Annotated in this window: 9 protein-coding genes; 5 read left to right on the forward strand and 4 right to left on the reverse strand. The window is 68.9% G+C overall.

Going from position 1 to position 14,046, the window contains the following annotated elements; genetic code table 11:
• The first annotated feature begins 22 nt into the window (after positions 1–22).
• Positions 23–304, forward strand: a complete 282-nt coding sequence (locus tag ACLQ3B_RS11295; RefSeq protein WP_425779729.1) for an SCO0607 family lipoprotein — start codon at positions 23–25, stop codon at positions 302–304.
• A 109-nt stretch (positions 305–413) separates the two neighbouring features.
• Here ACLQ3B_RS11295 and ACLQ3B_RS11300 read toward each other — a convergent pair whose 3' ends face one another.
• A complete protein-coding gene (locus tag ACLQ3B_RS11300) occupies positions 414–1,943 on the reverse strand; it encodes a right-handed parallel beta-helix repeat-containing protein (protein WP_425779731.1) in 1,530 nt (509 codons plus the stop codon).
• Positions 1,944–2,353: 410 nt separating this feature from the next.
• Between ACLQ3B_RS11300 and ACLQ3B_RS11305 the strand changes: the two genes are divergently transcribed.
• The 3 genes from ACLQ3B_RS11305 (at position 2,354) to ACLQ3B_RS11315 (ending at position 7,334) form a co-directional block, all read left to right on the forward strand.
• Positions 2,354–3,469: a ricin-type beta-trefoil lectin domain protein gene (locus ACLQ3B_RS11305; protein WP_425779733.1), complete on the forward strand. Its 1,116-nt coding sequence runs from the start codon at positions 2,354–2,356 to the stop codon at positions 3,467–3,469.
• 221 nt (positions 3,470–3,690) lie between these two features.
• Positions 3,691–5,307: a serine/threonine protein kinase gene (locus ACLQ3B_RS11310; RefSeq protein WP_425779735.1), complete on the forward strand. Its 1,617-nt coding sequence runs from the start codon at positions 3,691–3,693 to the stop codon at positions 5,305–5,307.
• Positions 5,308–5,801: 494 nt separating this feature from the next.
• Entirely contained in the window at positions 5,802–7,334 is a 1,533-nt protein-coding gene (locus ACLQ3B_RS11315; protein ID WP_425779737.1) for a non-reducing end alpha-L-arabinofuranosidase family hydrolase, read from the forward strand.
• Between the two features lie 96 nt (positions 7,335–7,430).
• Here the strand turns inward: ACLQ3B_RS11315 and ACLQ3B_RS11320 are convergent, their stop codons facing one another.
• Together ACLQ3B_RS11320 and ACLQ3B_RS11325 are read right to left on the reverse strand one after the other, a co-directional pair.
• Entirely contained in the window at positions 7,431–8,030 is a 600-nt protein-coding gene (locus tag ACLQ3B_RS11320; RefSeq protein ID WP_425779739.1) for a class I SAM-dependent methyltransferase, read from the reverse strand.
• 110 nt (positions 8,031–8,140) lie between these two features.
• Positions 8,141–9,628 (reverse strand): MFS transporter, encoded by a 1,488-nt coding sequence (locus ACLQ3B_RS11325; RefSeq protein ID WP_425779741.1) that lies wholly within the window; start codon positions 9,626–9,628, stop codon positions 8,141–8,143.
• A gap of 297 nt (positions 9,629–9,925) precedes the next feature.
• Here ACLQ3B_RS11325 and ACLQ3B_RS11330 point away from each other — a divergent pair, with 297 nt between their 5' ends.
• The gene (locus ACLQ3B_RS11330) at positions 9,926–10,648 is read left to right on the forward strand and encodes an SDR family NAD(P)-dependent oxidoreductase (RefSeq protein WP_425779742.1); all 723 of its coding nucleotides are present in this window, start codon (positions 9,926–9,928) and stop codon (positions 10,646–10,648) included.
• A 61-nt stretch (positions 10,649–10,709) separates the two neighbouring features.
• On the opposite strand, the gene ACLQ3B_RS11335 is transcribed toward ACLQ3B_RS11330, so the two are convergent.
• Positions 10,710–13,940 carry a S8 family peptidase gene (locus tag ACLQ3B_RS11335; RefSeq protein WP_425779743.1) on the reverse strand — a complete coding sequence of 1,077 codons (3,231 nt, stop codon included), beginning with the start codon at positions 13,938–13,940 and terminating at the stop codon, positions 10,710–10,712.
• Between the last annotated feature and the right edge of the window lie 106 nt (positions 13,941–14,046).

Genomic DNA, 14,046 nt, shown 5'->3' on the forward strand with positions numbered 1-14,046 from the left:
CGGGGCGACCAGAATCTCTCCCATGCGAACGCGAATTGTGATCGCCCTGGCGGCGGTTGGCCTGGGTGGGCTGCTGGCCACCACCGGGTGCTCGTTCCAGGAGAGCATCTGCGCCGGCGGCGAGTATCCGGCCATCGCGGTGGGAGGGCAGGGAGGCAGCGCCTGCTTCCCGGACGGGCAGGAGCCGACCCCGCCGTACGTCCGCTACCCGGAGGGCAAGGTCCCGCAGCACGTCGACGACGAGTGGGACGTCTACTGGCGCAGCCACGGTATCGACGAGAACAACAACATCGTCGAGACCTGACGGCATCCGGTCCCGCCCCAGGTGCGATCTTCGTGACCGAACCTGTGCGGGACCGGATGGCCCTACTTTTACGAGCCGAGCCGAGCCGACTGCCGGGGTGATCAGATGGTCAGCCGAAGCAGTTGGGCACCGGGGGCGAGCTGGGTACGCAGTTGGTGGGCCGGTTGCCGGTGATCGCCGTCTTCTGGTCCACGGTGACCTGGCCGCCGTCGTTGAAGATCCCGCCGGGTGCCAGGATGGAGATGTTGTCGGTGACCTTGCTTTCGGTGAGGGTGAGCGTGGCGTTGTTGTAGATGCCGCCGCCCTGGGAGTTGGAGCCGATGGCCCGGTTCCGGTCGACGTGGCTGCGCCGCAGTACGACGGTGCCGCTGCCGTTGTAGACGCCGCCACCGTGTTCGATTGTGCTGTTCGTGCTGGCGGTGTTCTCGCTGATCCGGGTCTCTTCGGCCACGAACTGGCCGATCTGGTTGAAGACGCCGCCGCCGCGTTGGCCGGCCTCGTTGTGGTGGATCTTGCCGTGCTTGAGTTGGAAGACGCCGTCGGAGAAGATTCCGCCGCCCTCGCTGCTGGCTCGGTTGTCGTTGACTTCGACGTTCCTGGCCTCGGTGGTGGAGTTGATGCCGCCGCGGATGCCACCGCCGCGGAAGCCCGCGGTGTTGTTGTCCAGGTGGACCTTGTCGAGGACGGCGACGCTGCTGTTGGACAGCCCGCCACCCGCACCGCCGATGGGCGTGATGCTGAAGACCCCGATCGTGTTGTTGTAGCTCAGCCGGGTGTTCTGCACTGTGAGGTTGCCGTTGTTGTAGACACCTCCGCCGTCGTACAGGGCGCTGTTGTTGCTGATGTTGCTGCCGCCGTCCTTCTTCTTGTCCTTGTCGTGGTCGTTCCCGCCGAGGATCTTCGTGACGCCGAAGTTGGCGATACCACCGCCCGTGCCGTTTGTGTGGTTGTAGACCACGTCGGTGTTCTCGATGGTGGCCCTGCCGCCGATGTCGACGCGGATGCCACCGCCGCCGGCGCCAATCCCACCCTCGGCCAGGCCGCCCTTGATGGTCGCGTCGCGCAGCGTCAGGTCGCCGCCGGCTCCAACTTCGAGGATCCGGAAGGGGGTGGCGTTGGCCGCGCGGACGATTGTGGATCCGTTTGCGTCGATCACGACGTGCTGGGTGATGATCGGCAGGCCGACCGCACCGAAGGGCACCGGCGGCTGGGGTGCGGACCTGTTGAGCGTGTAGGTGCACTTCTCGGCGAGCCGGAGCTTCGCCCCGGAGTCGGCGTTGGCGCGGACGATCGCCGCGATCAGTTCGTCCGCGTTGCAGGGTACGGACCGGAAGTCGTCGCCCCTGCCGTCCCGATGGTCGTCGCCCTTCTTGTGGTCCTTGCCGTCCTGGCCGCCCGGGTCCTGGCCGCCGTGATCGTCGCCGCTGCCCCGACTGCCGTCGGCGAGGAGCTGCGTACCCGTGTTGCTGCCGCTTTTTCCGGTCGCCCCGCTCACTCCCGCCGGGGTGAAGGCGGCCAGGCCGACCACTCCGGTCAACCCGGCCACGCCGGCGACGAGCCAGCGCGCCCGACGCCTCTTCGGCGGCGGGGCCTGACCTGTCGCTACTTCGCTCATGTTCGGGTGTAGATAGTTGGACATCGAGCTACCTAGCCCTTCTCGTACACCATGTCTCCGCACGTCACAGTCCGTGCAGAAGGTGACAAATGGGTTGTCGCCACCAAGGCGAACGTAGTCGAGCATTCCTCGCGATAACCGGCCTTATGCGAAAAAACCCTATATTCGGGGTGCCTGCCTCTAGCGTCCCAGCCGCCCCACCATGCCCATCCGCCCTCCCGGCCAGGGCGCCCATCACCCCCGCCCACTGGCTCGACGGCACGGGACGCGCTTCGCTTGCTTGACGTAGGCCAAATCAGCGACAAGAATTTACATGAATCGCTGTTAGCGTTAACAATCCGTCCCAGTGCTGCGACGGCATCGTCATGCCGATGTCGCGGCGGTCGCGACGGCCTGACTCCTCGGTCAGCACTACCACTGCAGGGGAGAAATCTATGCGTACGAGGGCAAGATGGCTCGCGGCCACCGCCGCACTCGGTGTCGTCCTCGCCGGGGTGCTGACCTCGACCGGTCCGGCCAACGCGGAATCCAACGGCGGCGTGCGGGTGATGCCTATCGGCGACTCCATCACCGAGGGCACCCAGGTGCCGGGCGGGTACCGCATCGGGCTCTGGCAGCGCCTCGTCAACGGCCGATACACAGTGGACTTCGTCGGGTCGCAGTTCAACGGGCCGGCCAGCCTGGGCGACCACGACCACCAGGGCCATCCCGGCTGGCGCATCGACCAGATCGACGCCAACATCGTCGGCTGGTTGAACACCCAACGGCCGCAGACCGTCCTGCTGCACATCGGCACCAACGACATCCTGCAGAACTACAACGTGAGCACCGCGCCGAACCGGCTCTCCACCCTGATCGACCGGATCACCGCCACGGCTCCCAACGCGGAAGTGTTCGTCGCGCAGATCATCCCGCTCTCCAACAGCAACCAGGAGGCGGCCGCCCGTACCTTCAACGCGGCGATCCCCGGCATCGTGCAGAGCAAGGTGAACGCCGGCAAGCGGGTACGCCTGGTCGACATGCACAGCGCCCTCACCACCGCCGACCTGATCGACGGCGTCCACCCCACGTCCGGCGGCTACGACAAGATGGCTGCCCGTTGGTACAGCGCGTTGCAGTCGGTGCCCGGCAGCATCGGCGACCCGGGCAGCGGCGGCGGGCAGACCACCACCGCCATCGTGGGCGCCCTGTCCGGTCGCTGCGTCGACGTCCCCGGTTCTTCCACCACCAACGGCACCCAGGTGCAGTTGTGGGACTGTCACGGCCGCACCAATCAGCAGTGGACCTACACGAGCGGCAAGGCGCTGACCGTGTACGGCAACAAGTGCCTCGACGCCGCGGGCTATGGGACCTCCCCGGGCACCCTGGTCACCATCTACGACTGCCACGGCGGAACGAACCAGCAGTGGAACGTCAACGCCAACGGCACCATCACCGGGGTGCAGTCCGGCCTCTGCCTCGACCCCTACAACGTGGGTACGGCCAACGGCACGAAGCTCGTTCTCTGGACCTGCACCGGCCAGACCAACCAGCAGTGGAGCCGCCGATAGCTCGTGCGGTCGCGTCCGGTGGTCGGATCGCAGATGGTCCGACCACCGGACCCGAGCTGGCCGGCAGCGCGCCGTGGTGGAACGTGCCCAGAGCTCCGGTCGTTGCCCACTCCTGGACGGGCATCGACGGGCCTCGGTGAGCGGGCGATAGGCTGCGGCCGGCATCGGAGTGACCTAAGGGGAACGGTGATGGGCGGATCGGTTCGCGCGGTGGTCGCGGCGTGAGCGTCGGCTTGCGTCCCGGTGACCCGGCACGCCTCGGTGGGTACGAGGTGCTCGACCGGCTCGGCGACGGCGGCATGGGCACCGTCTTTCTGGCCCGCTCGCCGCAGGGGCGGCGGGTGGCGGTCAAGGTCGTCCGTCCGGAGCTCTCGCACGACGAGGAGTTCCGGGGTCGGTTCCGTAGTGAGGTGAACCGCGCCCGCCAGGTTCCACCGTTCTGCACAGCCGAGGTCCTGGACGCCGACCCGGACCATGACCCGCCGTACCTGGTGGTGGAGTACGTCGACGGTCCCAGCCTGGCCCAGGTGGTCCGGGAGCACGGGCCGCTGGGGGCGGCGCAACTGCACAGCATCGCGGTCGGGGTGGCCACCGCGCTCACCGCCATCCACGGTGCCGGGGTGATCCACCGCGACCTGAAGCCGGCGAACGTCCTGGTCGCACCTGGTGGGACCAAGGTCATCGACTTCGGCATCGCCCGTGCGTTCGAGGCGACGAGCCAGCACACCCGGACCAACCACATGGTCGGGACCGTCTCGTACATGGCTCCGGAGCGATTCGATACGACGTCCGGCCGTCCGGTGGGCCCGGCCGCTGACATTTTCGCCTGGGGTGCCCTGGTCGCCCACGCCGCGACCGGCCGCAGCCCGTTCGGGGGTGATTCCGTTACCGCCACCGCGATGCGGATCCTCACCCAACCGCCGGACCTGACCGGGCTCGGCGGGCCGTTGCGGGAGTTGGTCTCCCGGGCGTTGGAGAAGGATCCCGCTGCACGGCCCACCGCTCGGGAGTTGCTCGACGCCCTGTTGACCGCGGCGTCTCCCGGGGGTGCGGCCGGGCCGGCCCAACTCCTGGGCGCGACGCCGATGGCGAGTGTGTCGCCTGCTGCCGGTGGTGGCCAGGGCCAGCCGTCGATGTCATCGGGTCTGGCCACGGCCGGTCGGGCGGCCTCGCGCCGGCGTGGCTGGCTCACCGCGTTGGGGGCGACGGCTGCGGTGATCGCGGTGCTGGTGCCCGCCTTCCTGTTCGGCCCGCAACTGCTGGGTGGGAAGTCCACACCGGACCGGGCCGGCTCAACGTCGAGCGGTAGCCCGGCGACGAGCGGGCCGCCGGTCACCGCGTCCGCGCCCGCATCGGGTACGCCGACCGCGTCACCGTCGACAAGCGTGGACCCGACCCGGGCCATGCTGGCCGGTCAGCGGCGATTCCTGCTGCACGCGGTGGAGATCGACCGTGACCTGGCGCTTCCGTCACACGGTGAAGTCGAGGTCGGCAAGGGAACCGGCAAGGATGCTCTCTTCGTGCTCGAACCGGTAGGTGTCGACTACATGATCAAGTCCACCAACCCGGAGATCGCCCACCGACCGTGCCTCGGGGTCAAGGTCGATTCAGAGGGAAACAAGTCGCTTGTGGGAGTCGATTGTCGGCCCACCAAGGCAACCCTGTTCACGATCTTCCGTGAGGGCCGGGACGATAAGGGGCGCCCCTCCTACTCCATCATCAACGAGGAGTACGGCCCGGTGCAGTGGAGCCCGACCAAGAGGGAGATCTACGTCGAGTTTCTCGGCGACGCCCCGCTCGACACCACGTTCAGTCTGGTCGACCGAGGCGCGGTCTGACTCGGGCGTACCCCGTCGCCTGAGGGCGATGGACGTGGTCCAAGGGACCGGCCGTCGACGTCGTCGACGCTCCGGCCGGGGACGCGTCGGGCCGAGTTTGTCGGCACTACGAGCAATGCGCAAACGTCGATGTTAACGCGCGCCTGACGCGTCCTCAAGGGCGCATCAGTGGTCTGCGCCGGGGATCCGGAGCGGTGCCTGCGGGAAGTCGGCTGAAGACGCCCGGCGTCAAGATCCGCGGCCCGTCTCCGGCTGATGTTCCCAGCAAGTTACGTCTTGACGAACGGCATGTTATCGCTCACAGTCGATGCCTAAGGACGACGACACCTTGGCTTTCCGGGCAAGCCCTGCCTCGTCGATCTCGAATCAGGCGTGCGCTAGCGCTCGTGGGCATCTTGTTAACGCTAACTTTTGACGCCTGCGCGCTCGGCCACGCGTCGCGGTACGCCCACCCTCGGGCAGGCCGTTTGGCTCTTGGTCACTGGAGGAGGATCATGTCTGCCCTCGATAGGTCTCCATCTATCGCAACGCCCTCGCGGCAGCGACGTTGGTGGTTGCCCCGCCTCATCGCCGCCAGCGCGGCAGCGTTGATGGTCGGTGGCGCAGCCGTAGCGGTGGTGTCGTCACCCGCCGCCGCGGCGTCGGTCGACACGAACGCGTGGTACGTGTTGGTCAACCGCAACAGCGGCAAGGCCCTGGACGTCTACAACCTGGCCACGAACGACGGCGCCCGGATCACCCAGTGGGCCCGCAACAACGGCAACCAGCAGCAGTGGCAGTTCGTCGACTCCGGTGGTGGCTACTACCGGGTGAAGTCGCGGCTGTCCGGCAAGGTGCTGGACGTCTCGGGCTTCTCGACCGCCAACGGCGGCAGCATCGTGCAGTGGAGTGACCTCAACGGCACCAACCAGCAGTTCCGGCTGGCCGACTCGGACAGCGGCTACGTCCGGTTGATCAACCGGAACAGCAACAAGGTGATGGAGGTGCAGGGCGCCTCGACCGCCGACGGCGGAAACATCGTGCAGTACGACGACTGGAACGGCACCAACCAGCAGTGGCAGTTCGTTCGCGTCGACGGAACCACGCCGCCGACGACGACTCCGCCGCCGGGCGGCACGTGCGACCTTCCCTCGACGTACCGGTGGTCCTCCACCGGGGTGTTGGCGACCCCGAAGTCCGGCTGGGTGTCGCTGAAGGACTTCACGGTCGCCCCGTACAACGGCCAGCAGTTGGTCTACGCGACCACGCACGACTTCGGTAGCAGCTGGGGTTCGATGAACTTCAGCCTCTTCTCGAACTACTCGCAGATGGCCTCGGCCACCCAGACCGGGATGAACTCGGGGACCGTCGCGCCGTCGCTGTTCTACTTCGCGCCGAAGAACATCTGGGTGCTCACCTACCAGTGGGGTGGCACGGCGTTCTCCTACCGGACCTCGACCAACCCCACCAACCCGAACGGTTGGTCCGCGGCGCAGCCGCTGTTCACCGGAAGCATCACGGGTTCGGGTACCGGTCCGATCGATCAGACGGTCATCGGTGACGGTACGAACATGTACCTCTTCTTCGCCGGCGACAACGGCAAGATCTACCGGGCCAGCATGCCGATCGGGAACTTCCCGGGCAACTTCGGCAGCAGCTACACGACCATCATGAGCGACACGCAGAACAACCTGTTCGAGGCCGTTCAGGTCTACAAGCTGCAGGGTCTGAACAAGTACCTCATGATCGTCGAGGCGATCGGCTCGACGGGCCGCTACTTCCGCTCGTTCACGGCCACCAGCCTGAACGGTTCGTGGACGCCGCAGGCCGCGTCGCAGAGCAACCCGTTCGCGGGCAAGGTCAACAGCGGCGCGACCTGGACCAACGACATCAGCCACGGTGAGCTGCTGCGCACCAACGCCGACCAGACGATGACCGTCGACGCCTGCAACCTGCAGCTGCTGTACCAGGGCCGTTCCCCCAGCTCTGACGGCGTGGACTACGGCCTCCTGCCGTACCGGCCGGGTCTGCTGACCCTGCAGCGCTGACACGATTTGATCAAGCTCGACTGACCCGGAACGGGCGGGCTCGGCGTCACGCCGAGCCCGCCCGGCTCATTTTTGCCGGTGTGGTCACACCCGAGATCATTCGACAGGCGTGCCGGTGACGCAGGTCAGCACCTGGCCCTGGCCACGGGTGGCGCTCGATGTGGTCGTGGCGAAACCGTGGGTTTCGAGCAGCAACTCGGTCGCGGTGAGGTTCGCGGTGGCGTGCGCGTCGGTGGGTCGCTCGCCGAAGACGTAGAGGCGGCCTCCCGGCGCCAGCAGGCTGCGTATCCGAGCGATCTGCTGCGCCGCGTCACCCAACCAGAAGAGGCTGACGTTCACCGCGAAGATCTTGGTGAAGTGGTCGGTCGGAAGGTCGGCCGACTCGAACCCGGCTCGCCGGATCTCGGCTCTGCCGGCGTCGATGTGGCTCAGGTTCCGTTGGGTCGCGAGCCGCACCATCGTCGCGGCGCGGTCGATGGCGACGATCCGGCCGGTCGTGAGGTGGCCGGCGACCAGGGAGACGGCAGCTCCCCGACCGCAGCCGATCTCCAGCACCTGGTCGTCGGGCGCGACGGCCATGGTCTCCACCGCCCAGCGCTGCCGGTGAGCGGCCGTCAGTCGGACCGGCTCGTTCGCCGCGGGCGTCGTGCCGGCGTTGGACGAACCCGGATCGCCTGTCGAAAAGGTGGACCTCACGACGTCACTCGCCGGTGCCTTCTCTGCTCACACCCCTGATTCCACCCTCTCCGCGGAGTCAGTGCACCGTGTCCTCGGTCACCGCGCCGGATCGACGAGCGCGAGAGGGATCAGTGCACGGGCACCGGCGTGACGTCCCCGAGGGCGTCCGTCGGGGCCGGGACGTGCTTCGGCGCGCCGGCGTTCACCATGGCTACCGAGACCAGGGCCGCCGCGACCACAAATCCGACGGCGACCCAGTAGGCGACCGAGTAGCCGTGCATCAGTGCCTCGTTCCGCTGCTGGGCTCGCGCCGCCGGGCCGCCGTGCGAGACCAGGTAGGTCGCGGCCGAACTGGTCGCGATGGTGTTCAGCAGCGCGGTACCGATCGACCCGCCGACCTGCTGTGACGAGCTGATCATCGCGGAGGCGACACCCGCGTCCCTGGGTTCGACGCCGTGGGTGGAGATGCTCATCGCGGGCATGAACGCGGTGCCGATGCCGAGCCCGATCACGGCTTCGGCGAACGCGATCTCCAGGAAGCCACTGCCCGTGTCGAGCGAGGCGAGCAGCACCAGACCGACCGCGGTGACGAGGTAACCACCGACCATGATCGGCCGGGGGGCGATCCGGTGCGCGAGTCGGGCGCCGATCTGCGTGGCCCCGATGGCCTGCGGCACGGCCATCGGCATGAACGCCAGGCCGGCCATCACCGGCGACCATCCCTTGACCTGCTGGAAGTAGTAGCTGAGCAGGAGGAACATCCCGAACATGCTGACGATCGCAAGGCCAACCGAGAGGTACGCGGCGGCCCGGTTGCGTTCGGTCAGGACGCGCAGTGGCAGCAGCGGGGAGGTGACCCGCGCCTGCACCACGACGAAGGTCGCCAACAACAGGACCCCGGCGGTGAACGATCCGATGGTCACACCAGCCGACCATCCGTGGCTCTCGGCGACGCTGAACCCGTAGACCAGGCCGACCAGTCCGGAACTGGCCAGCAGGACGCCGGGGACATCGAGCCGGGCACGGTGTCGCTCGCCGTCGTCGTGCACGGTGCGACTGGCGCCCAGGATGCCGATGACCGCGATCGGCACGAGGACGAACATCGCGAAACGCCAGTTCAGGTACTGGGTGAGCAGCCCGCCCACGATCAGGCCGACGGCGCCGCCGGCGATCGAGACCGCGCTGAACACGCCGAATGCCTTCGCGCGTTCCCTCGGTTGCGTGAAGGACAGGGAGAGCAACGAGAGCGCGGCCGGCGCGAGCAGGGCCGCGAACACACCCTGCAGTGCCCGCGCGAGCAGCAGCATCGCGGCGTTGACGGCCAGGCCGCCGATCGCCGAGGCGATGGCGAAGCCGGCCAGCGCGATCAGGAAGGTGCGCTTGCGTCCGACCATGTCACCGATCCGGCCACCGACCAGCAGCAGACCGCCGAAGGCCAGGCCGTACGCGGTCACCACCCACTGCCTGCTCCCGTCCGTGAAGTGCAACGCCTGTTGCGCCGAGGGGAGCGCGATGTTCATGACCGCCCCGTCGAGCACCACCATCAGTTGGGCGATGGAGATGAACAACAGGGCCCTCCACCGCTGGGACGCCGGGGCGGTACGACCTGTGGGCATGACTGTTCCCTAAGAGTGATTTGCACGGATTTACGCGACCCGCCCAACGTTAACGACGTTGTGGAACGACCACCACAGAATGTGCGGGTGGTTACAGGATCATTTGGGGCGACTTGCCGCCACTCTTGGAGAACTTGGGCCTCAGCGACCCGACTACTGTGAGTGGCGTTACTTTGTCGAACGTTCCAGAAAAGGTTAGCGTTCCGTCTCGCTAAGCCCCGCGGGTCCCGTGGCGGCCACCAGTCGATATGGATGTGAGACGAGATGTCTGGACGGTTGGAATCAAAGGTGCTGGTCGTGACCGGCGGTACGCAGGGCATGGGCCTGGCGTTCGCCCAGCGGGCGGCCACGGAAGGGGCTCGTGTGGTCATCGGCGCCCGGGACAAGGACCGGGGCGAGGAGGTTGTCGCGCAGATCAGGGACGCGGGCGGCAGCGCCCTCTTCGTGCCCACCGACGTGACTGTCGAGGAGGACATGGCGCGGCTCGTCGACGCCGCGGTGACGGAGTACGGGCGGCTCGACGGTGCGTTCAACAACGCTGGTGGTGGCCCGATGGCCAGCGTGCGTGAGACCGACAGCGACAACTGGCACCTGTCGCTCGCCCTCAACCTGACGAGCGTCTTCTACGGCCTCAAGTACGAGCTCCCGGCGATCATCGCCTCCGGTGGTGGCGCGATCGTCAACAACGCCTCCGTCTCCGGTGTGAAGGGGGACGCGACGCAGGCCGCCTACAACGCGTCGAAGCACGGGGTCATCGGTCTGACGCGTTCGGCGGCCCTCGACGTGGCGCGCTCCGGGGTGCGGGTCAACGCCCTGGTCACCGGGCTGATCGACACGCCGCTCTGGCAGGGCGTGGTCAGCCAGGCCCCGGAGATCGCGGAGCGCTACCTCTCGGCGCAGCCGACCGGGCGAGCCGGCACCTCCGACGAGGTCGCCGCGCTCACCGCGTTCCTGCTCAGCGACGAGGCCACCTTCATCAGCGGCGCAGCCATCGCGGTCGACGGCGCCCTCACCGCCTGAGGCACCGCGGTTCGGTCCGGGGCGGCGGCTCACGCAGCGCCGCCCCGGACCGGGTAGGGCGTCAGCCGATCCGATAGGCCCGCTGGATCGTCTGCGTGACCGTGTTGCCGGCGGTGTCGGTGGCCGTCAGTCGCAGCGAGACGTATCCGGCCCGCCGCGGGTGACCGATGAGAGCGACGTTCCGGAGCACCGGCAACGCGACCCACGTCCGGCCGTCGTCGAACGACGCCGCCACGCCGAGCGAGCGGTTGGGCGCGGCCTTCGAGCCGGCCTGCCGGTCCAACGCCACCGGGATCGCCATGATCCGGCCGGTCCGTGCCGTGTTGGTGTCGTCGAGCACGGGTGTCGGGCGGGCCGTCGTCAGGGGCAACCGCTCCGGCGACGTCGTGTGCGCCGAGGTGAAGGTCCAGGCCACCGAGACGGACGTCGACAGGGTGTCCGGGGCACCTCGGGTGGCGGTCGCCTCCAGACGGTAGGTGGCCTTCCCGGCGGGCACCGCGAAATCGGCCCACGCGCTGTCCGAGGTGCCGATCTCCTTACCGTCGCGAAGCAGCCGGAACCGCACCGGCTGGTCGTCGCGGCTCGCGGGGCGACCTGCCGCGTCGCCGAACAGGGGCACCGACGCGATCGAGATGGTGTCGCCGTCGCGGCCCGCGTACCCCAGAGGTGACAGGGTCGGTGCCTGGGTCACCGTGGGCCCGAACGGCGCCACGTTCCAGGTCTGGGTGTACGTGCGCCCGGGCCTGAAGGTGGACTCCTGTGCCGTCAGGTTGTCCCCCTCGGCGAAGGTGGACGTCCAGACGATGCCGCCATCGGTGTTGTAGTACTCGGTGCCCCTGAACGGCAGGTCGATCGGCGTGTTCGACCCGATCGGACCCGATCCTCCGGGTGCCGAGGCGCGGTGGAACCGGGTGGCCGTCGTCGTCGTGGACTGGCTGCGGTAGGTCGTCTTGACCGTGGCGAGGTTGTTCGGCGACAGCTTCCTGGTCAGTCCGGTGAACATGTCGCCCTTGCCGACGTACGCCAGGTCGTAGGTGTAGGGGCTGTTCCGGAAGGTGCGGTCCTTGCCCGGTCGCGCGAGCCCGATGCCCAGCGTCGCGGTGAACTCGGGAGCCGCGACGGCGGGCCCGATCCGGCCGAAGAAGACGTCAGCGAACGACACTCCGCTCAGTTGTACGCCCGGGTAGCGCATGCCGTCGTCCCAGTTGGCGCTCACGTTGATCGAGGTCGGCGCGGCGTCGCGCTGGGGAAGGGTCAACGCGACAGGCTTGGCGCTACGGGCGTCGACCGCCTCGGTGACCGGGCCGCGGACGTCCAGGACCGGCTGTGCGAGCAGGGTCGACACGTCGCCCTCGTGGATGGTGCTGTACAACGCGTACCGACCCTTGGGCAGCCGCAGGACGCCGCCACCCGGTGCCGCGGCGAGGGTGCTGAACTCACCGGTGGTCAGGTTCGCCGCCACGGTCGTGTACTCGGTGGCCGGCTTGCCGTCGCGTCCGGTGTGGTCGAGCCGTACGTCGTAGCTCTCGATCTCACGGTTCAGCACGAACGGCGTCCGTACCCGCAGGTCGCCGGCACCGGTCGCGGTCAACGCGCCCTGGTAGACGCCGTCCGGGGCGTCCACTCGGGTGTCCACAGTGATCGTCGCCTCGGCGCGACCACCGGCCGGCACCACGAGCGTGGCCGGGCTGACGGTGAGCATGCCGGCCGGGGCCGGGGCGATGGCCAACGTCAGGGTGACCGGCGCGGTGCCCGTGTTGCGGTAACCGACGACCTGGGTGATCGGGCGGTCGTCGGCGTGCGGCCAACGCTGCACCGGAAAGTCGATGGCGGCGATGTCGGTCGCGACCGGCTGGGCGACCGCGCGGGCGATGTCCACCCGGCCGGCGCCCTGCTCGTAGATGGTGTCCGCCCCGGTCGGCTTGGCCGAGTCCATCAGGGCGGCCTTGAGCTGCGGGCCGGTCCAGTCCGCGTGCTGCCCGGCGAGGATCGCGGCGGTTCCGGCCACGTGCGGAGTCGCCATCGACGTACCCGACATGGTGGCGTAGTCGCCGCCGGGGGCGGCGGCCACGATGTCGACACCCGGGGCGCTGATCTCGGGCTTGATGTGGTTGTCGCCGACGCGTGGGCCCCGGCTGGAGAAGTAGGCCCGCTGGTCGTCGGCGTCCACCGCGGCGACGGCGAGGGCGTCGTCGGCGGAGGCCGGCGAGGAGACCGACTTCGGCTTCCCCTCGTTGCCGGCCGCGACCACGAAGAGGGTGCCGTACCTGTGGCTCAGCTCCTGGACCGCGGTCTCCAGCGGGTCGAGGCCGGGCGCGTCGTCGCCGCCGACGCTCAGGTTGACCACCCGGGTCTGCGGCGCGAGCCACTGCATGCCGGTGATGATGTCCGAGTCCTGGCATTCGGTGGTGGCGCAGACCTTGCCGACGAGCAGCTTCGCCCCCGGCGCCACACCTCGGTACCTGCCACCGGAGGCCGCGCCGCTGCCGACGATCGTCGACGCCACGTGGGTGCCGTGGCCGACCGCGTCGCTCGGGTCGCCGCCGCCGGTGAAGTCCCGGACCTCGGCGAGGTGGCCGGCGAAGTCGGGATGGCTGGCGTCGATCCCGGTGTCCAGCACCCCGACGGTGACCCCGGTGCCGTCGAAACCGGCCCGCCACGCCGCCGGGGCACCGATCTGCGGCACGCTGCGATCGAGGGAGACCTTGCGCTTGCCGTCCAGCCAGATGTGGGTGACCCCGGCGGTGAGGGTGCGCGCGGACGGCGTACCCCGGGTGAGCGACGCCCAGAGCGTCGCCCGGTCGTCCCGGTCCGCCCGGACCGCGAGCGCGTGCGCGGCCGGGAGGTCGGCCCGCACGCGGCCGGCACCCCCGGTGGTTGCGGTCCGTGCCGGCGCCGCCATGTTCTCGGGGTACGCGACAAGCAGCGGCAACTCGGCCGCCCGGTCGTCGTAGCCGAACTCGCCGAGCGTGGTGAGGTCGAACAGGCGTCGATCGAGCCGCCCGTCACGCACCAGTGGCATCGCGTCCACCGGGACGACGTACTGGTGACCGTCCTCCCGGCTGCTCACGAACCGCATGGCGGCCCGACCCGGCCCGCGCTGGATCTGCGGGCGACCCGCCGCGTCGAGCGAGACCCGGTCCCCGGTGATCAGGGTGAAGGTCCCGGTGGTGCCGGGAGCGGTGGCCGCCGGCGTCTCCTGCGCGTTCGCCGGTTGGGCGGTCAGGCCCGCCGCAACCAGCGCGGTCGCGAGTACGCCGGCTGTCAGGGCGCGTCGTTGCCGTCGTCGCACATCGTCCTCTCCGCCACGGGCGTCTCCCGGGTCGGCACGATGACGCCCGGCCAGGTCGTTAGGTTGATCACTACCGTGTGACAGAGGCCACAATTACGCCCCGCGC

Source organism: Micromonospora sp. DT53 (genome assembly GCF_049841535.1).
Taxonomy (GTDB): domain Bacteria; phylum Actinomycetota; class Actinomycetes; order Mycobacteriales; family Micromonosporaceae; genus Micromonospora.

Excerpts from the sequence above, each read along its gene's own strand:
- ACLQ3B_RS11325 (WP_425779741.1), bottom strand. The coding sequence starts at position 9,628 with ATGCCCACAGGTCGTACCGCCCCGGCGTCCCAGCGGTGGAGGGCCCTG.
- ACLQ3B_RS11300 (WP_425779731.1), bottom strand. The coding sequence starts at position 1,943 with ATGTCCAACTATCTACACCCGAACATGAGCGAAGTAGCGACAGGTCAG.
- ACLQ3B_RS11295 (WP_425779729.1), top strand. The coding sequence starts at position 23 with ATGCGAACGCGAATTGTGATCGCCCTGGCGGCGGTTGGCCTGGGTGGG.
- ACLQ3B_RS11305 (WP_425779733.1), top strand. The coding sequence starts at position 2,354 with ATGCGTACGAGGGCAAGATGGCTCGCGGCCACCGCCGCACTCGGTGTC.
- ACLQ3B_RS11315 (WP_425779737.1), top strand. The coding sequence starts at position 5,802 with ATGTCTGCCCTCGATAGGTCTCCATCTATCGCAACGCCCTCGCGGCAG.